General features: G+C 49.7%; 8 protein-coding genes. 4 read left to right on the forward strand and 4 right to left on the reverse strand.

The window, feature by feature from the left end:
• Positions 1–26 precede the first annotated feature (26 nt).
• A complete protein-coding gene (locus tag BAZ21_RS13955) occupies positions 27–1,181 on the forward strand; it encodes an IscS subfamily cysteine desulfurase (protein WP_068501573.1) in 1,155 nt (384 codons plus the stop codon).
• The gene (locus BAZ21_RS13960) at positions 1,178–1,717 is read left to right on the forward strand and encodes a transcription repressor NadR (protein WP_068501574.1); all 540 of its coding nucleotides are present in this window, start codon (positions 1,178–1,180) and stop codon (positions 1,715–1,717) included. The genes BAZ21_RS13955 and BAZ21_RS13960 overlap by 4 nt, the downstream gene beginning before the upstream one ends.
• A 131-nt stretch (positions 1,718–1,848) precedes the next feature.
• Here BAZ21_RS13960 and greA read toward each other — a convergent pair whose 3' ends face one another.
• On the reverse strand, positions 1,849–2,328 hold the full coding sequence (greA, locus tag BAZ21_RS13965) for a transcription elongation factor GreA (RefSeq protein ID WP_068501575.1): 480 nt from the start codon (positions 2,326–2,328) through the stop codon (positions 1,849–1,851).
• A gap of 250 nt (positions 2,329–2,578) precedes the next feature.
• On the opposite strand from greA, the gene BAZ21_RS13970 reads away from it, so the two are divergent.
• Both BAZ21_RS13970 and BAZ21_RS29400 read left to right on the forward strand, forming a co-directional pair.
• Positions 2,579–2,929, forward strand: coding sequence for a hypothetical protein (locus tag BAZ21_RS13970; RefSeq protein ID WP_068501577.1), 351 nt, complete (start codon positions 2,579–2,581; stop codon positions 2,927–2,929).
• Positions 2,930–2,936: 7 nt separating this feature from the next.
• Complete coding sequence (locus tag BAZ21_RS29400) at positions 2,937–3,092, forward strand: hypothetical protein (RefSeq protein ID WP_218061428.1); 156 nt, start codon at positions 2,937–2,939, stop codon at positions 3,090–3,092.
• 109 nt (positions 3,093–3,201) lie between these two features.
• Here the strand turns inward: BAZ21_RS29400 and BAZ21_RS13975 are convergent, their stop codons facing one another.
• The 3 genes from BAZ21_RS13975 to BAZ21_RS13985 form a co-directional block, all read right to left on the reverse strand.
• Positions 3,202–6,231 (reverse strand): endonuclease, encoded by a 3,030-nt coding sequence (locus BAZ21_RS13975; RefSeq protein ID WP_068501579.1) that lies wholly within the window; start codon positions 6,229–6,231, stop codon positions 3,202–3,204.
• 100 nt (positions 6,232–6,331) lie between these two features.
• Complete coding sequence (locus BAZ21_RS13980; RefSeq protein WP_068501581.1) at positions 6,332–8,233, reverse strand: serine hydrolase domain-containing protein; 1,902 nt, start codon at positions 8,231–8,233, stop codon at positions 6,332–6,334.
• A gap of 265 nt (positions 8,234–8,498) precedes the next feature.
• Positions 8,499–19,736, reverse strand: a complete 11,238-nt coding sequence (locus BAZ21_RS13985) for a non-ribosomal peptide synthetase (protein ID WP_068501585.1) — start codon at positions 19,734–19,736, stop codon at positions 8,499–8,501.
• Between the last annotated feature and the right edge of the window lie 182 nt (positions 19,737–19,918).

Here is a 19,918-nt window from a genome sequence, read left to right on the forward strand (position 1 = left end):
TTATTTTTAAGCAGGGAGGATTCGCTGTGATTTATCTGGACTATGCCGCTTCCACACCAATGTGTGACGAAGCTTTGAATATGTATAACGCATTAAATAAGGAAATGTTCGGAAATGCCAGCAGTCTTCATGACGCGGGCGGCCAGGCAGCTTATGCGCTGGATTACAGCAGACAACGGATAGCGGATATGATTGGCGGGCAAAAGGAAGGCGTTTATTTTACAACAGGAGGAACGGAATCCAATATGTTGCTTGTCCAGTCGATCCTGAACGGATTGCCGCAGCACAAAAAGCATTGGATTATGAGCGCACTGGAGCATCAGTCTATGTACAATCTTGCCACTTTGCTGAAGCGGCAGGGCTATGAGCTGACAATTGTACAACCTGACAAGGATGGACGAATAACCGGTGAAGCTCTCTTGCCTCATCTCAGAGAAAATACCGGACTCGTATCTGTACAACACGCCAATTCGGAAACTGGACTGATTCAGGATCTCGCTGCCTTGTCTTCCCTACTGCGAGATCGTGGTATTTTGCTACACAGTGATGCGGTACAGACCTTTGGGAATATTCCTATTGATGTAGCAGCCATGGGAGTAGATGCCCTCTCCGTATCAAGCCATAAGGTGTATGGTCCGAAAGGTGTCGGTGCTGCATATCTCAAGCCGGGGACCCCGTGGCGTCCGGTGTACCCTGATACACTGCATGAAAACGGATTTCGTCCCGGAACGGTTAATGTTCCCGGTATTGCTGCATTTGTCGCAGCAGCAGAATTGATGACTGAACAAATGGAGCTGCATCAGCAGCGGTATGCTATGTTAAGGCAGTATTTTATGACCCAAGTTCAAAATAAATCCATTCCGTTGCATTTGGTCGTACAGGAAAGCAACACAGAAGCAGTGCTCAGTCATATCGTGGGATGTTTTTTTCACGGTTACGAGGGACAATATGTTATGCTGGAATGTAACCGCAGCGGTGTCTGCATATCTACCGGCAGCGCATGTGCCGCCGGGCATCACGAACCTTCGCCTGCCTTGCAAGCACTTGGAGCCTCTGACCGCGAAGCTTTACAATTTATCCGTATTTCTTTCGGAAGGACGACTACAATTGAGGATCTGAATGTACTGATAGGTATTTTGGCAGACTTGACGCATCGACAAGAAAGGAGCTTATCCCATTGACTGAATCTTCAAAATGGTCAGGAACGGATCGCCGCAAGCAGCTGCTGCTGTGGCTCAAAAATGAATCTCCACTGACCGGGAGCGAGCTGGCACGCAGAGCCTCCGTCTCCAGACAAGTAATTGTACAGGATATTTCCCTGTTAAAAGCAAGCCAAGAGCCTATTCTGGCTACGAGCCAAGGATACATTTACATGGAGCCTGCCGGGCAGGCTGCCCCCATAGCCTCACGTATTATCGTGTGTAATCACCGACCTGAACAGACAGAAGAGGAATTAAAGCTAATTGTGGACTATGGTGTAAGCGTGCAGGATGTTATTGTGGAGCATCCGGTATATGGCGATCTGACTGCTCCGATACGAGTCGGAAATCGCAAGGAAGTGGAGGATTTTATCCGCAAAATCAACTCCACTCAAGCCACCTATTTGTCCCAGCTGACCGGAGGCATCCATCTTCATACCTTGCACGCCTCGGATGAAGCTAAAATTAATGATGCCTGTGCTGCATTGGAGCAAGCCGGCTTCCTGATGACGGACTAGCTTATATGGCTATGCACTACTACGAGCACTTTGTCCAGCATATGGAGCGCAGCGGCGCTCCGTAAGGCTGGTACGTGAGCAACGAGAAAATAAAAAATCCCGGCCCCCTTATAAAGGGAAACGGGAATGAACTACGTGAGCTTAATTTCGAGCAGCTCATATTTAATGACAGACATAGGTGCGTCTACATGAATGATACTGCCCACTTCTTTACCCAAAAGCGCCTTGCCTAAAGGACTCTCATAGGAAATTTTATTATCCAGAACGTCTGCCTCAGCAGGACTTACAATTTTGTACTCCATCTTCTCCGAAAATTCAATATCATTGAGAACGACAGTTGAGCCGATACTGACAGTTCGGAGGTCCAGATTGCTTTCATCCACAATCCGAGCTTTGGTCAACATTTTCTCCAATGTCAAAATACGAGTTTCCATAAACGCTTGATCATCCTTGGCTGAGTGATATTCACTATTTTCCTTCAGGTCTCCGTAGCTGATCGCCAGCTTGAGACGTTCAGCCAGCTCCTTGCGTTTTACGGTCTTCAGTTCCTTGAGCTCTTCCTCCAGCTTGTCTAAGCCCTCTTTGGTTAACAACACTTCTTCATTTGACATTTTTTATTCACAACTCCTATTTCGTTTGCTTTATTGTAGTTTACTCTATATTGAACGAACATGCGAAAATAATTTACATAACGATAGGAGTCCGGAATACTCGGTCAGGGTTATTCTTGCAGTAACCAATGCTTTTTTATCGCATACTATAAGATCATAACGCATTTGGTGAGCACGTGCAGTGCCACTGTCCTTGTCCCAAACTTTCTTCATACCAGACAAGAACAGTTTATGGTGGGAGGAAGATTCAATGGCTTCCTTAGGAAAGAATGGAAATGGGAATCGCAGCTCCAAATCATCCCCTAGCTCCTCCAACGGACAAAAGAAAAGCAAACTGGACAGCAACGCGGCTATCTTCTCTGCTCTGCATGGAAAAAATGTAGAGGTCGTGGTAGCGGCCCTGTTGTTAACAGGCAAGCTGCGCGTCGATTCCGTTACTTTATACAGACAAGCAACTCTGCTTGTAGGATTAACGGGAAAATTCAAAACACTGGCATCGAACTCCACCAATGTCGACAACATGGTGAAATTTTTAAATGATAACGGAAATATGACGCTGGATCAAGTCATACAAGCCTTTCAAAAGAAAATGGATAAGTAATATACCGATGACGAAAGGGGTTATTGCGGTGAGTGAGCTTACGGCAGGCGAGTTTGACGGGGAGCATTTTGCAGAGTTTATCATTCTCACCATTCTGATTGTTTTATTTTTCTTCGGCTCTGCCGATTTAGATACTCTTTCGACTACACCAACTACATCTTAATCCTAAATGGGCAGGTCCCCGTTCCAGCAGGGCTTTTTTTGATATTAAATAAAGAAGAGCATCTATCGGGCTCCGCAAAGCCAATAGATGCTCTTGCTATTTATTAACGCTACTTCACTTTTACAGTAATCGTTTGGCTCGAAACTTTTCCTGAGTCATTGACCAGTTCGGCCCGGTACTCATAGGTACCCGGCTTCCGGCCTTGAATGTTTGTAGCCGCACTTTGAGCCTGGGGAGTTTTGCTCGCCAGCTCTTGCGTGTCGATCAGCTCACCATTTTCATATAAATTATACTTTGTCGCATTGGTCCCCCACCACATATTCATGGAAACCGTGTAGTTGCCGTCACCGTCCCAATTGTCGTGAGAGAGCACCGGAATGCCCGGTAAAGCATCGGTCACTTTGACGACTAACGGATCACTGGTCGTTTTACCGGAAGCATTGATCAACTCGGCAGTGTATGCGTAGGTACCATTTGCTTTCCCCGTTACTGGAATGATTGCATGCTGTGCTCCGGGGGAAGCGGCTTGCAAAGACTGGGTCCCGATCAACTCGCCGTTCTCATACAGTTTGAGCTCATCGCCGTTCGTACCCCACCACAAGTTCATCATGATATGATAATTGCCATCCTTCAGCCCGTTGGCGTGTCCGTTATCATCGGATAATACAGGTTTACCCGGCACTTCACCAGTATTGGCTTTGCCGACGGTAACCGTTACAGGATTGGATACAACGGTTTTGCCTTCCAGGGTGACGCTGGCTGTAATTTCGGCGCTTCCCTCTTTTACTGCTTGAAGCTTGCCATACGTATCCAGCGTAACAGACTCATGACTGCTGGTGTACTGCACAGAAGCATTGCTTAAATCAGCTTCACTGCCATCCGTCAGCGTACCTTTAAGCGATGTAGTTGCGGTATCCCCCACGCTGAGGTTCTGGTGGTCCAGCGAAAGCTTTACTTCTTGCAGTTCTGCCCCTGCTTGAACTGAAAAATCATCCAGCCCGCGGGGCTTTAACTGGTAATTCCCTTTAAAAATCGCTGATATCCCCTTCAACTTTACCTGCTGCCCTTCCTGATATGGAAAGGATGTCCGGGTTACGCCTGTACGTGCATCCACGCGTACATGGTGACTTGCCTCGCCAGCTACCGCATCAAATTCAAATGAACCAGTTGGAGTCGCGTCGATCACATTACGTATTGTAGCTGAGGGAAGCTCAACCAGCTGTCCTTGATTGGCATCGCTTAATTCCGTGATTGGCATGGCCGCTGGAAGCTGTCCTGCTCCCGTTTTTTCAATAGCCACCGGATCGGTCAGCTCCAGTTCACTGTTGTACAATGCCAGGCTGGCTGTAATCTTTACTTGATCGCCCTGCTGGAAGCCGCTGTGGTTTTGATATACATAAATGCCTCCACTTTCGTCCTGCATATAAAAGGCTTGACCGCCAAAGGCGCCTGGCTGTGTCGTCACAACTCCCTCCACGGTCACAGCTTTGCCAGCTGGGAGGCTCCGTGCTTCGGCAATACTAATGCGTGCCGGAACGGCATTTCCTTCCTCAGGCAGCGGCTCTGCCGGGACATCAGCCAGCACGACCGATTGGGTCAGCAGGTTGCTGCCATTTTGCCTCAATCGAAGATTGGCCGCACCGCTGGTTCCCGGCTTGATCCGTACGGTGAGGTCCTTGTAGGCATGCCCCTTGCTGTCGGACGCCAGACTAAATGCTCCGCTATAGCCATACGAGGTCGGCCAAGTGCCATCCGGGTTTTGAATCTGGGCTACCTGAGTGCCCCCTGCTACATAAATACCTGTGCTGAATCCAGTAACCGTGGAATTGGGAGCCAGCTGGTCAGCAGCAATTCGAATTTGAAAAGGCTGTGCATTCGGCAGCTGCTCCTGACGAACGATACTGTACACAGGCTGTGCGCTGGCCGTGGGTCCTCCATAAGAGCCAGTCTTGAAGGTTTGCTGATCCCACCATTTGTAGCCTGCTGCGGGAGCGGACCAAGGCTCGGCTTGCGGCTCCGTCGAAGTCTGCGGCTCTTCAAAAGGCAGCAGCGCCGTTGGCTGGTCAAGCTGCAAGCTTTTCACATCCGTCAGGCTGGTGTAGTCCTCCTTCTTGGACAACCAGTCGATAAGGTTAACCAGCAGCACGGCATCATCCTGCTCCTTAAAGCCGTCATATGTCGTCTTCTTGGTCCCTGTCTCTTCGCGCAAATATTTTGGGACTGCGTCTTCGACAGGAGACGAATCCCCGATGAAAGCAGCTTTACCCAGCCCTACTTTTGATACGGCTGCATAGGGTCCCTCCGGTATGCCGCCTCCGTTATAGACGCCCTGATCGACTGCACTGCCCCAAGCTTGATTCGTTTCAGGCAGGTATACGATGCCCTTGGCTTTGGTCGGGTCCATGATCGCCAACGTGGACCCTGCATGCATCGCGACATTGCCCACCCCTGCTGTAATGCCGAACGCCTGCGCCGGCTCCACAATCTGATTGGCGGTAATATCACCTAGTGCATTGTAGCGGAAACGCACACCAAACTGGCTGCCCAGCCAGTCCGAGCTGACTACACCCTGCATCGCTGCCGAGCTTCTTTCTTCCTCACTCATCCCTTTTGCCGGATCTTCCCAAGCTCCGCGACGGTAGCCGTTCATACTTTCCGAGCCGTCCCAGCGGTTTTTATTGCGGTCTGCATTATAATGATCTCCAATGAAGAAAATGCTGTTGCCTGCTTTGACATACTGCTCCATTGCAGCCTGTTCGCTTTGTTTAAAAGGAATATTCGGCTCTGCCGTCACAAATACATCATAATTTTTCAGATCATCGTAAGTAATCGGCGTAGATTTGCGAAGTTCATGCACATCATAGCCACGGTTCGCAAGGGCCTGTCCGAAGTCGGAAAACCCTCCGTCAATGACCCAGTCTGCAGCACCGGACGTCTGTCCGTGTGTATTATCGAACAGCACTTTTTTGCCGGCATTCTCATTCACCACCTTGGCAGCGATGAACGGAGCAGGATCAGTTGGGCCTTCGGCCGATGCCGGTTGTATGCTGCTCGTAGCACCAGCGTACAACGACAAAGTGAACACCATTGCAGTTGCATATTTGAAGCTGCGGGATGCAAAAAGACGAATGATTCCCATTCTATTCCTCCTGTTGGTTAGTTTGTGGCTCCAGTTAAGGGGAACCAAATACAAATTTTAGCGTTCATTTATGTTCGGACATGCAATGTTTTGTAAATGTTCAGGAATAATGGACAGGAAGGAAATTCCAATAAAAAAGATATACCACATGCATCAAGGTGAGTACCGCAAACAGGATCTTCCCTGTGGCTCTGGCTCTCCTTTCCCCTGTAATCAGCTTTGCGCTATTCACGATCAATACCCATACGGCAATGAGCGCTGAAATCAGCGGGAGCGCGCAAATCCCCCAGATATACCAGGCGGGGTAGCCATATACAATCTGACTGTTGCCATAAATAAACTGTACACCGAGAAAAATCGTATTCAGCAGCGCGATAAAAGCTAGGGTAGAAGAAATGTGAGCTTTATTTTTGCGGATAGCTCTGATCACATATCTTACGATCCAAATCAGCAAGGTTGCGATGAAAAACAAGGAGGCCGCAGCGTAGCTGACCAGCAACGTCCAGGTACGATGCCAAAGTGTCGTCTGCTTCATGGTCTTGCTATCCGGGGCGATCATCATCCATGTACCATTTTGCTGATACAGCAAAATTTTAAGCTGGCCTCCCTTTTCCACAAACAGCCCATCGCCTGCCGCTTGAAAAATTTTGTCCATTGCTTTATTTTCGTCCGGGTACTCTCCGTTGACGATTAACGTGTGATCATTTTGAATCCGAACGGTATATTTGATGCTTCCGAGCATCCGAATCCATTTCCCCCACCCATGAACGGGACTCAAATTCACCTGATATAAGCCCTCGATCTCTGGCGAGAGCTTCACTTGCGTGGCAGAACGATCCATGGACTGAGGAGCGGTCTGCGGCTCTGCAAGCAGCATTTGTGCTATCGCATTTATGACTTCTCCATGAAGCAGGGTGTCCGAGTCAGCTGCATTGATGGTCACAAAAATTCCGAGCTTTTGGGACGGGATCAGTACCATTTCGGAAATAAAATCATCAATTTCCCCGGTAGCCCACAGCATGGGGACTCCCGTCACCAGTTGACCGCGAAAAAATCCGTAGCCCACGCCATCCAGACGTGCATCAGCCGCAAATTGCTGTGCATGCATAGCTTTGATCGATTGCGGCTGTAGCACTGCTTTTCCCTCATACTTGCCTTCGTTTAAATGAGTGATCAGATACCGTGAAAATTCGTTGGGTGTGACGCTCAGCGCTCCTGCTCCCGGCAGATTGATATACGAAAATGGCTGTTTCTGATACGTTCCATCACTCCACCGATACGATTGGGCCAACGCAGGATTATTTCGTGGCAAATCCAGTGTCGCGCTAGGCATATTCATCGGCTGGAACAGATGTGTTCGGAGGTAATCATTCAGCCGCTGACCGCTTACTTGCTCTACTATATTACCAACCAGACCGTAGGCGACATTACTGTAATCGAACTGAATGCCGGGCTCGCGGATGGGAGGCTGATTTTGAAAATAGATACTGAGATATTGCTCAGTGGGCAAAGAGCCAGCCTGGGTATGGCTGCTAATGCCATACACCGCTTCGTCCAATCCCGAGGTGTGTGTCAAAAGCTGATGCAGATTAAAAGGTTGATTTTGGTATTGCGAAGCTTTATAGCTGTGGAGATAGCTGTTCACATCTTCGTTCAAATCAAGCTTGTTTTGCTCGACCAGCTGCATAGCGGCGCTTGCACTCAATGATTTCGTTAGAGAGCCGACACGAACAATGGTCTTCGCCGGGTCGAAAGCCATTTTCCGCTCCAGGTCCGCATATCCGTAGCCTTTAGTAAAAAGAATTTGGTCTCCTTTAGTCACGACGACGGCAGCTCCGGGAATATGCCATTTTTCCAATTTTGTACTCATGATGTGATCTACTGTTTTTTCCAATGTATTCGGCGTTATGCTGCCTGCTGCCCATGTCGGAGCATTGAGCAGGTTCCAGAAAAACAACGATACTATGAATGCGGATAGGCAACAAATGCCTCTATTCTTCATGTGAGCACCATCCTTATGTGTGAAGTTGGTTCATTGTCTTGACAGTGCGGTGATTGCATAGCGGAGCAGATATTTTCACTCGGTATCGGAGCCATCAGCATGGCGCTATGAAATCATCGCACTTCCCATCACGGGAGTGCAGATGATAAAGTGAATCCTGATCGAATCGCGTAAGCGGAAGGCCTCTTACCTGTTCGATCAGGATTCATGTGTTACAGATTAAAAATTAGTGATTCCAGTTAGTTAAATCATCGACCGTAGATTTTCAAGATTTATGATGTGCCAAATCTTGTGTCATGTCTTTGTCCGTGTTCCGGGTTATCTTTTGTATTGCGGCACGGATACTTTTTACATTTCCCTCGATAAATCCGGGTTCCAGCAGTTCATAATGATTGCCAATCAAGCTATGCTCTTCATAGCTACCTTGTGTAGCGTCTTTCCATAAAAGTCGATTATCTCCTGTACCCTTCACCGTTTCCGATCCAACGGCGACAAAGCCGTGAATATTCGCCTGAACGCTCTCTGTATTCACAAGCTGGTTGCCATACACCGCGTAAGCGATCATTTTACGCTGGTACGTTTCATTCAATAGCTCACGGTAGGATTCGGGAACCTGTTCAAGCATGGCATGAATTTCGTGTTCTGTTTCTTCGACTGTAAAGGGCAGGGCTTCCGTCCTTTTGACCGAATCGAGCATAAAAATGTCGGATACAGCATGACCTTGACGCTCCAGTGTGTCGGCAACCTTATGCGCCAGATTACCGCCTATGGAATAACCAAGCAGCACATACGGACCTTGCGCTTGCGTGCTGACGATCAAATCAACGTAACGTGCCAGCATTGCCTGCTCATCCGCAGCATCATCCACGAACTCCAATCCATACACGACTGCGTCCTGATCCAGTTGTTTCGCAAGCTCCGCGAACGACAGCCCGTATCCAAGCATGGGAGGAAAGCAGAAGATGGAGACCGGACCGTGTTCATTCAACCGAATGATTGGACTATCGGCCTTGTATTCCAGATCGGCTTTCAATAATGTGAGCGCCTGCTCTTCAATAGTCGGGAACTCCAAAACACTACGGATGGGAAGCTCAATGTCTGTTGCAAGGTGAACTTTGCGTATAAGCTCCAGCACTTTCAAGGAATGTCCACCCAACGTGAAAAAGTCATCGTGGATACCCACTTGTGGGATTTCAAGCACTTCCTGCCAAATGGCTGCCAGCAACTGCTCCACATCGGTGCGCGGTGCGACATATTCTATACCCGTGTGCAGCGCTTTGTCCGGCACAGGTAAAGCTTTGCGGTCGATTTTGCCGTTTGTCGTCAGCGGAAACCGATCCAGCTGTACAAATGCGGATGGAATCATATAGCTCGGCAGACTGGCCGACATCACAGCTCGAATCTCACGGATGGTCAGCTGTTCATCGGCAGTGAAGTAAGCACATAATTGCTGCTGACCTGCTCCATCCCGCAAAGCGATAACAACGCTATCCCGCACGGACGGTACACTTGCCAGCCGCGCCTCCACCTCGCCCAGCTCAATCCGGTAACCGCGAATTTTAACCTGTTGATCAATCCGTCCAGCGTATTCCAGTATGCCGTCTTCACGCCAGCGAACAAGGTCTCCCGTACAATACAGGCGATCTCCGTTCACCCACGGGTTAGCAAGAAATCTCTCAGCCGTCAGCTCAGGACGGTTCAGATAACCACGTGCAACTCCGTCTCCGCCGACAACCAGCTCACCCCAGGCTCCGACCGGTTGCAGGTTAAATGACGAATCCACAACATACGCCGTCGAATTGCGGATGGGGCGTCCGATCGGCACAGAATTCAGCTGTTCTTCTGTAATGTGATACGTCGTCGAAAAGGTTGTATTTTCTGTTGGCCCATAGCCGTTAATGATGTTCATGTCCGGATTATCACGCAGGACCCGGTTAATATGGGGTGCAGACAAAACATCACCACCAACCAGCAAATACTTCACATCGCCAAAAAGTTTACTATCCTGCTGCGAAAGCTGATTAAATAACGGTGTGGTCAGCCACATCATGGTGACGCGATGATCCCGTATCGTCTCTTTAAGCTTGGCCGCGTCCAAAAGATCATCCTTATGCACGAGAACAAGCTGACCGCCGTTCAGCAGCGCGCCCCAAATTTCAAACGTAGATACATCAAATACAAACGCACAAGTCTGCAGCATTCGGGTCGATTCATCAAATGGCACATAATCCGTATTGCGGACGAGGCGCACGACACTTTGATGCTCAACAACGACACCCTTAGGCTTACCTGTTGAACCCGAGGTATAAATGACATAAGCAGCATGATTACCCGCTCCATCTATACCCAGATTGGAAGCATCTGCACTGTAGGACGTATCCTCATTCAGATTGACAATCTGTCCGTCAAAATAGCAACGATCCAGTAAATCCTGCTGTGCCAGCAGCAGCTTGGCTCCCGAGTCCTCCAGCATATAGCGGATACGGTCCTCCGGATATTGAGGGTCTACCGGCACATACGCGCCTCCAGCCTTCAAAATAGCGAGTGTTCCAGTAATCATATCCAGCGAGCGCTCCGTCAAAATGCCAACAGGTTCATCGGGTTTCACCCCTGCATCACGCAGCGTATGCGCTAATCGGTTGGCCGTCTCATTGAGCTCCCGATAGGTCAATGATTGATGACCCAAAGCTACGGCAATATGATCCGGCGTGCGCTCTGCCTGCTCCTCAAACAGTTTTTGGATTGTGTGATTGCCTGGATATGCAGAGGCAGTGTCATTAAACTCTCCTGTAATTTGTTGTTTTTCCGCCGCTGTAACCAGTTCCAGCTCTTCTACGAAAACATTCGGGTTAAGCAAAATTTGCTCCAACAGATTCACAAAATGTCCATGCAGACGCTCAATGTCTGTTTGATCATAGCTTAACGCGTTATACATAAAACGAATCTTTATGCATTCTCCCGGCATAACGACTACGTTCAGATCGTAGTTGGTCTGCTCTGTAGCCACCACGTTGGAAATCGGGAATGTATCCTGCCCGTCATTTCCCAGCTCCTCGACCTGCTCATCCACCGGATAATTTTCAAACACCATAATATGGTTAATTAAATCCTGTTTCTGGTCGGTCAATGCCTGAATCTCAAACAGTGGATACGTATCATACGCATGAGAAGCCAGCGCCTGCTCCTGTGTTTTCTTCATAACTTCTGCAAAAGATTCCCCTGCCTCACTAAGGATGCGAACGGGAATGGTATTAATGAACAAGCCGATAATATCCTCGACCCCGATAATATCCGATGGACGGCCTGAGACGACACTGCCAAATACGACATCACTGTGGTTGTTATATTTTTGCAGCACAATCCCCCATGCGGTTTGTAATAACGTATTCATGGTCACCTGATATCGCTTAGCCGTCTCCTCCACCCGGAGGGTCAGCTCACGCTCCAAAACCGTCACCCAATCGCTGGCCGTGTAGCCTTCACTCTTACGACCGGATTTTACAGCTGGTAGTGCTGTTTGCTGCTCATATCCGGATAAATAGCTGCTCCAGTAGTCGGTTGCCGCCTTGAGATCCTGTGCTTCCAGCCATTCAATAAAGCGGCTGTACGGCACTGCCGGTGCCAGCTCTGGCACTCTGCCCTCCTGAAGTGCTGCATAGCTTTCAAACACTTCTTTATTTATAAGGGACAGACACCAGCCGTCCATGACGATATGATGGAAGCTCCATACAAAATGATAGCTGTCTTCTCCGGTACGTAAAATCGCTACACGCAGCAGGACATCCCGACGCAGATCAAAGCCCCGTGTTTTATCCTGTAACTTGAAACTTTTCACCCAGGTATCTCTTGCATTTTCATCCAGATTGTGTAAATCTTCATATTGAAAGCCGCAATCCCGATTTCGATACACCACCTGCAACGGTTCCGTATCTCTGCCAAAATAAAAATGTGTACGCAGCGCCTCATGTCGTCGAACCAGAATATTCAGGCTTTCTGCAAAAGCCCGAATGTCCATCTGACCTCGCATATCATAAGAAACCTGCTCAAAATACGCGTCATTCGCGGCTGCTTGACTATCTAGCTGGCTGTGAAACAGCATCCCTTTCTGCATCGGGGTCAGTGCATATACATTGTCGATCTCACCCGCAGCACTCATTTCAGATAACAGGCTGTCCAAGCCCTCCACACTCATTCCTTTATAGGAAATATCACTTGGGGTAAGCTCCGGGTGTTCTTTATGGATGCAATGCGCCAAAATTTCACGCAGGCTCGATTCCAGTAATTTCTCCAATCGCTCGATCGTCTCCGGTCTATAGCTGGTACGGCTATAACTAATCGTCAGACCCAGCTGACCTCCTGAAATGATGCCGCCAAAATCCAGCGTATACGTCCGAGCCATGGTTGGGCTTAGCGGCATCCCACCTTCATATGAGGATGATTGCAAGTCGTTCCCTTTCATATCCTGATCGAACTGTCCCAAATAGTTAAAGCTGATTTCGGGATCTGTCGTAAATATGGCTGGAGATGCCTCCGGTGCCTGCGTCTGGCGGTCGGCTAAATATTTCAGTACACCGTAGCCAATCCCTTTTTGCGGGATGCCGCGCAGTCCTTCCTTCACACGCTTAATCCGCTGCGAAAGAGACAGCTCTTCTGCCATATCAAGCAAAACGGGATATTGGCTTGTAAACCATCCTACCGTTCGAGTAATGTCCACCTCTGGTAAAATAGCTTCCCGTCCATGTCCCTCCAGATGAATCAGGAAACGCTCATGTCCGCACCACGCTTGCAATGCCATCCCTACCGCTGTCAACAGCAGGTCGTTAACCTCTGTTCGGTAGGCACGATTTGCCTGCTTAAGCAGCTGCTCTGTCTCCTCACTTGTCCAAACAGCGGTAACCGACTCACTGTCGCCAATCAACGGCTTTTCGTGCTCGTTATGCCCATAATCCTGCGGCAAAGGAGCCAGTTCCGCTTGTGCGAGTTCCCCCCAATACGCTCGCTCACGTTCAATGGCTGCGCTGTTGGCATAAGCGTGCAGCTGCTCGGCCCACGTTTGGAACGAATCTGTTTTATGAGGCAGCTGAATCGCCTGTTCACCCTTGGAGGCTTGATCATAGGCAGTCGCCAAATCCTCGAATAAAATGCGCCAGGATACCCCGTCCACCGCCAAATGATGAATCACGACCAGCAGATGATCTCCATCCGGGCAACGGAACAGCCCCAGTCTCATCAACGGACCTTCGCTTAGGGAAATACCAGATTGAATTTCATTGCATTTGGCTTCAATTATCTTCGCCAAATCTTCCTTGTTTACATCGCTGTCATTATAGTCAAAGCACTCCAGATGGTACGGTTCGCCTTCCTCTACACTGCGGTTCCATGCTGTACATCCGTTCTCCGACAAACTAAAAACCATACGCAATGCATCATGATGCGATGTAATCTGATGGAGCGCCCGCCGTAGTGCCTGTTCGTCATAACCTTCCTGCCGATAGAGCATGACGGATTGGTTAAAATAATGTGGTTCTCCTGTTGGCTGTTCAAAAAACCAGCGCTGAATCGGTGTAAGCACTACATTTCCTGTAACCTCGCCCTGCTCGGCTATTCGGTTAACAGGCTGAATATATGTGCTTAGTCCCGCAATTGTGGGGTATTTGAACAAGTCCTTCATTTCCAACTTGTAACCAGCCTGAAACAAGCGGGACGATACTTGGATGGCCTTGATGGAGTCACCACCCAAATGGAAAAAGTTATCCTGTATGCCCACTTGCCGGATACCCAGAATGGCCCCCCAAGCCGCAGCCAGCGCCTGCTGAACATCTGTCTCGGGTGCCACATAATCCATGCCTGTATCGACATTATGCTCAGGTGCAGGCAGTGCCCTGCGGTCTACTTTACCATTCAGCGTCAAGGGCAGTCTGGAAAGCTGCACAAAGTAGGAAGGCACCATATAGCCAGGCAGATCCTGCGACAAAACGTTACGTATGTCGCTCGCACTCAATTCGCTGTCTGTTACGAAATATGCGCACAGCTGTTTTTGCCCGTTATCATCCTGCCGCACTGTAACTACCGATTCCTTCACACCTGCAATCATGGACAATCGGGTTTCAATTTCACCCAGCTCAATGCGGTAGCCGCGAATTTTGACCTGCTCATCCATTCTTCCCTTGTACTCCAACACGCCATCTGCACGCCAACGCACCAAATCTCCTGTACGATAGCAGTATTCTCCGGGCCGGAATGGACTTTCAATAAACTTTTCCGCCGTGAGCTCGGACCGATTCAGATACCCGAGCGCCACGCCGTCGCCACCGACGATCAGTTCTCCCCATGCCCCGACAGGCTGCAGCTTTAACGAACGATTGACCACATATGCGGTCGAATGATGAATCGGACGTCCAATGGGAACAGCCTGGGCTTGCGCTTCTGTAATGTCATAGGTGGTGGAAAAGGTGGTGTTCTCCGTCGGCCCGTAAGCATTGATCAACCGAAGCTGCGGGTACTCCTTCAGCACGTCATTGACGTGTGGTACGGACAACACATCACCACCCACGAGCAATTCCTTCAGGGAAGCAAACACTCCAATGTCTTGCTGTGAATGCTGATTGAATAAAGCTGCGGTCATGAACATGGTGTTAATACGATACTTGTCAATGGTCTGTTTGAGCTTGGCGGCGTCCAAAATCGTGTCATGACTTACCACATACAGTTGGCCACCGTTCAGCAGCGCTCCCCAGATTTCAAACGTGGAGGCATCGAACACAACTGCGCCCAATTGCAGCATACGCGTATTTCCGTCAAACGTGGCATAGCTTTGGTTTTTCACCAAGCGCACGACATTGCGGTGCTTGATCATAACGCCCTTCGGATTGCCTGTCGTACCGGAGGTATATATGACATGCGCAAGATCGGAGGAAGATCCCTCCGTTGAGATCGCAGCAGATTCATCCGCATGAGTATTAAGTTCAGGTTCGCTGCTCCATCCTGGATCATCATTCAAAGCTATAACCGGAATACTTGGTTCAAAAAGAACCTGCTCGCGTTGCTGTGCCAGTAACAGCTGAGCGCCGGAATCCTCCAGTAAATAACGGATACGCTCCTCAGGATAATCGGCATCAATGGGAACATAGGCCCCTCCAGCCTTCAAAATCGCCAGCATACCGACGATCAGTTCGATGGAGCGCTCAGCCATAATCCCTACCCGCTGTATTTCCGGCTCAGAGCCGCGCCGTATCCCATGGGAAGCAAGTATGCGTGCGAGATGGTTAGAACGTTCATTCAGCTCGCGGTAGGTAAGCTGTGTGCTCGCAAAGGTGATTGCCACCCGATCCGGCGATTGTGCTGCTTGCTCCTCGAACAACACATGCACAGCTTGATCACACGGATACGGATAGTCTGCTGCTGTATCGTTAAATTGCTGCACAATCTGCTCTTTTTCTTGGGGCGAAACGATTTCAATAGCCGAAAGAACGATATCCGGCTGTTCTATTACCACATGGATAAGCTGTTGGAAATGTGTCGCCAAGCGTTGTATCGTTTCCTGCTTGTACAGCCGGGTTCCATATTGAAGACCGCAGATGATTTCCTCCCCATCTTCCAGCGCGAGCAGACTCAAATCAAATTTGGCCGTCGTTTGTTCACTCGGATAGGGTGTCAATTGCAACCCTGCCAGCTGCTGCTCCTTTTGCTCCAGATTTTGCAGAGCAAACAGGGTATCAAATAACGGATTGCGACTTAAATCTCGATCCACATCCAGCTTGTCCACCAGCTCTTCAAACGGATAATCCTGATGTTCAAAAGCCTTTAACGCGTTATCCTTGACCTCCAGCACATAATCGCGGAATGTTTTCCCGCCTTCCGGGTAATTGCGGATCGCCAGTGTGTTCACGAACATCCCGATCAGACTGCCAAGATCAGCATGGGGCCGTCCCGCAATCGGCGAACCAACAATAATATCCTCCTGCCCGCTGTAGTGGCTAAGCAAAGCCGTATAAGCAGCCAACAGCACCATATATAATGTCGATTCCGTCTGTAGCGCGATGCTTTTTAATCCCTCGCTTTGCCGTTGATCGAGCGTAAATTCCAGCAAATCTCCTTCAAAGCTTCTCACCGCCGGACGTGGGTAATCGGTTGGTATATCCAGCACGGGCAGCTCTCCCGCGAAGGTATTCAGCCAGTAGCTTTCCTGCTCCCGGTAGCGTTCACTTTGCTGCTGCTCCTGTTGCCAGGCGGCGTAGTCCTTATACTGAATGCGCAGTGATGGCAGCGTGTCGCCTGCATATAAACGGATGAAATCCTGAATCAGCACATTTATAGAGGTGCCGTCCGAAATGATGTGGTGCATATCCAGCAGCAAGATATGATGCTCTGGACCCATTTCAATCAGACCAGCCCGGAACAGCGGAGCCTGCGCCAGATCAAACGGTCGGACAAAATCATGTACCAGCTTATCCGTGTGCATCCGGTCGGCTCCGTCGGCCTGAAGCAGCTCGATGTGAAATGGAACCTCGTCATGCACTCGCTGGACAGGTTCACCGTTCATGGTCTCAAAGCTGGTGCGCAATGTTTCATGGCGGTCAATAAGCTGGCAGAACGCTTTTTCCAGTGCTCTATGATCGAGTGAACCTGTTAGTGTCAGGGCACCGGGGATGTTATAGCTAACTCCCGCTCCGTCAAGCTGATTGAGGATGTACATCCGTTTTTGCGCTGAGGATACTGTATAAAACGGCTTGTTCTCAGCAACAGAGATGGATTCATAGGCGGTTTGCTCCAGCGTTTCAATCACCTGCGCAAGCTGTTCAATCGTCGGGTGCTCAAACAAATCCTTCAACTGCACATTTTTATGCAATTCCTTATGGATGAGCGATATGACATGTGTCGCCCGCAGAGAGTGTCCTCCCGCTTCAAAAAAGTTATCCTTAGTCCCAATACGCTCAAGCTCCAGCACCTCTTGCCAAATACTCGCGAGCTGTTCTTCCAATGGAGTTTGAGGAGGTATATATGCTGCGCCTGAGTTTACACTTCCCTCCGGTTGCGGCAGTGCCCGGCGGTCCACCTTGCCGTTAGGCGTCAGCGGCAATTGCTCCAGCTGCACAAAATACGACGGCACCATGTAGCCCGGCAGCTCCTGGCTCAACGCGCTGCGCAGCTCATTTACCGCTACATCCGTATCGGTCACCACATAAGCGCAGAGCTGCTTTTGTCCCTGCTCATCCTCACGTGCGATCACGACGGCTTCTCGCACCGCCTCCAACTTCAACAGCTGTGCTTCCACCTCGCCCAGCTCGATCCGGTACCCCCGGATTTTCACCTGGGCGTCGATCCGTCCTTTGTATTCCAGCGTCCCGTCCGCATTCCAGCGCACCAGATCGCCTGTGCGATAGCAGCGTTCTCCGATGCGGAACGGACTGTCGATGAACTTTTCGGCTGTCAGGTCCGGGCGGTTGCGGTAGCCACGTGTCACCCCGTCACCGCCGACGATCAACTCTCCCCACGCCCCGACGGGCTGCAGCTGCATCGAACGGTCCACGACATACACCGTCGAGTTATGGATCGGGTTGCCAATCGGCACCGATTCCGATTGCACGCCAGTAATCGCATGCGTGGTGGAAAAGGTCGTATTTTCCGTCGGCCCATAGCCGTTAATGATCCGCAGGGACGGATAAGCCTCCAGCACCCGGTTAATGTGCGGTACGGACAGCACATCCCCGCCGACCAGCAGCTCCCGTATCCCCTCGAACAGCTTCAGATCCTGCTGGGACAGCTGGTTAAAGAGCGGCGCGGTCAGCCACATCGTGGTAATGCCGTGGCTGCGCACGGCTTCCTTCAGCTTGGGTGCGTCCAAAATGACATCCTGACTCACCAGCACCAGCTGTCCACCGTTCAATAGCGCACCCCAAATTTCGAAGGTGGACGCATCAAAGACAACGGCCCCGGTCTGCAAAATACGCGTATCGGCATCCAATTGCGCATAGTTTGTATTTTTCACCAAACGTACGACATTGCGGTGCTCCACCATAACCCCTTTGGGCTGGCCTGTTGTCCCTGAAGTGTACATGATGTATGCCAGGCGATCAGCAGCGGTCGCCTTCGATTGTTCTCCAGCTGTGTAAGCCTGTTGTATCTGTTCTGCTTGATCTGATTGTGTAGCTTCTGATTGAATAGTTATTGGTTGATTGGTTTCTGGTTGTGTCGTTGTAGTAGAAGCAAGCTCGGAACTAGCGGAAATGGAATAGAGCGGGTTTAGGCAGTCTACGTATCCCATATCAGCCGTGTCAGTATACGTCCCGTGATCATTTGGCAAAACGGGATCGCAACGATCAGCATCATCCGTTCCATAGATTGCGGAATCACTCAGGTCGAGCACAGTTCCTGCAAAATCAACGGGCCGATGCTCCATTCGCTGTACCAGCAGTATGTTTGCACCGGAATCCTCCAGCAAATAGCGTACGCGCTCATTCGGATAATCGGAGTCAATCGGCACATACGCTCCGCCTGCTTTGAGAATCGCAAGCATACCGACGATCATTTCAATTGAGCGTTCAGCCACAATGCCGACCGCCTGCTCGGTGCAGATTCCCAGCTTACGCAATGTATGAGCCAGACGGCTCGCTTTTTCGTTCAATTCTCCATAGGTCAGCCTGTCTTGTCCGCACACCACTGCCACCTGCTGTGGTGTCTGCTTCGCCTGTTCCTCAAACAACGCATGTATGGACGCATGACGCGGATAATCCACAGCTGTATCGTTGAAGGTATAAGCCAGTTGCTCCACTTCTTGCTCTGACAGCACTTGTGCTGCGGAAATCGCCAGCTCTGGCTGATGCAAAACAATGGTGTACAACCGCAACAGTTGTTCAACAAAGCGTTCAATCGTCGCCTCGCTATAACGGTCGCTACTGTACTTCACGTTCAGGGAAACCGCTGCATTTTCCCATTGAAATTGAAAATCCAGCTCAGACTGTACATGATTCAGAAAATCAGAAATATGGATATTTCGCAGAGACACGGTGGTGTGGATAAGAGGCTTGTCAGCCTCGCTACGCGGAATTTCAAGTAATTCCGAATAGTTCCAAAAGGGAATATTTTGGTGCTCAATCGCTTCGCTGACAGAGGTTTTGATTAGAGCCAGCAAGGCTTTGAAGGTTGTGGTGGAATCCAGCGTGTTTTTTAGTAAAAGTAGATGATTGATCGGCTTTGTTGCACTGTTGCCAGATTTGGCTACCGGAATGCCCAGCAGCACACGTTCCTCACCTGTGTATTTATGTAATAGGCTTTCTACTCCAGCAAGCAGAACCATAAACACTGCCCATGGAGCGCCACCTGTTATAGAAGATATTCGCCCGGAAATTTCAGATGGAAATGTGAGCGTGTACGTATGGGAATTTGAATTCGTTGAATTTGCATCCTTGGATACGTTGTTGGTGTATGGCAGGCAAATGATATGATCCTCAGGTTCCAGCTTATGACTCCAGTAATTTTTTTCCTTCTCAAATAAGGCTTTCAATGACATCCCTCCTGCTTCATGGGGCCTGTACCCCGGTTGGAATCGTGCGTTGTTAGTAGATGAGCATTGTTACGTAAGTGAGCATTGTGTCGGAAAAATAATACTTTGCAGGCAAGGGCAGTCGGACAATCCGCCGCCCTCTGCACACGCAAAGTGAAATCATTGCATTTTAGAAAACGAAT

The organism is Paenibacillus kribbensis (assembly GCF_001705305.1).
Classification (GTDB): Bacteria; Bacillota; Bacilli; order Paenibacillales; family Paenibacillaceae; genus Paenibacillus; species Paenibacillus kribbensis_B.

Bases quoted from the DNA above. Each gene is read 5' to 3' on its own strand.
- greA (WP_068501575.1), bottom strand. From the start codon at position 2,328: ATGTCAAATGAAGAAGTGTTGTTAACCAAAGAGGGCTTAGACAAGCTG.
- BAZ21_RS13970 (WP_068501577.1), top strand. From the start codon at position 2,579: ATGGCTTCCTTAGGAAAGAATGGAAATGGGAATCGCAGCTCCAAATCA.
- BAZ21_RS29400 (WP_218061428.1), top strand. From the start codon at position 2,937: ATGACGAAAGGGGTTATTGCGGTGAGTGAGCTTACGGCAGGCGAGTTT.
- BAZ21_RS13975 (WP_068501579.1), bottom strand. From the start codon at position 6,231: ATGGGAATCATTCGTCTTTTTGCATCCCGCAGCTTCAAATATGCAACT.
- BAZ21_RS13980 (WP_068501581.1), bottom strand. From the start codon at position 8,233: ATGAAGAATAGAGGCATTTGTTGCCTATCCGCATTCATAGTATCGTTG.